The organism is Leifsonia sp. SIMBA_070 (genome assembly GCF_046534635.1).
Lineage (GTDB): Bacteria > Actinomycetota > Actinomycetes > Actinomycetales > Microbacteriaceae > Leifsonia.
Genome location: NZ_JAWRYK010000066.1, coordinates 1 through 372 on the forward strand (window position 1 = coordinate 1; position 372 = coordinate 372).

Consider the following 372-nt stretch of genomic DNA (forward strand, 5'->3'; position numbering starts at 1 on the left):
GCATTTCCTTGTGCAGGGCAGTGCACTCGTCATAGCCTTCGTCGAGCTGCAGGTACACCACCGGCGACACCGGGCGGAAGGTTCCGGTGCCCCGCAGCGAGACGTCGAAGGGTGCGTGGTTCCCCGCCACCCTGCGGACATGCTCGGCGGTGGCTTCCCAGTCGTCGGTCTCCGTGGTGGTCACGATCGTGATGTGGGCGGGAATGACGGCAGCCATGGGATCACCAAAGGATGCCCTGGCCCGGCGCAGTTCCGTCGCCATCGGCTCCGGCACTCCAATAACAATCCCCACGCAGGTGCAATCGGGCGCGCTCGCCCCACCACCGACGCCCTCGGCGGCATCTGCAAGGATCATTGGATTCCAAGAACTCA

At 65.1% G+C, this 372-nt stretch carries 1 protein-coding gene; it reads right to left on the reverse strand.

The annotated features are described in order from the left end of the window. The coding region (locus SB754_RS19435) for a 2'-5' RNA ligase family protein (RefSeq protein ID WP_410784043.1) at positions 1-355 on the reverse strand (355 nt) is incomplete at its 3' end. Positions 356-372 lie beyond the last annotated feature (17 nt).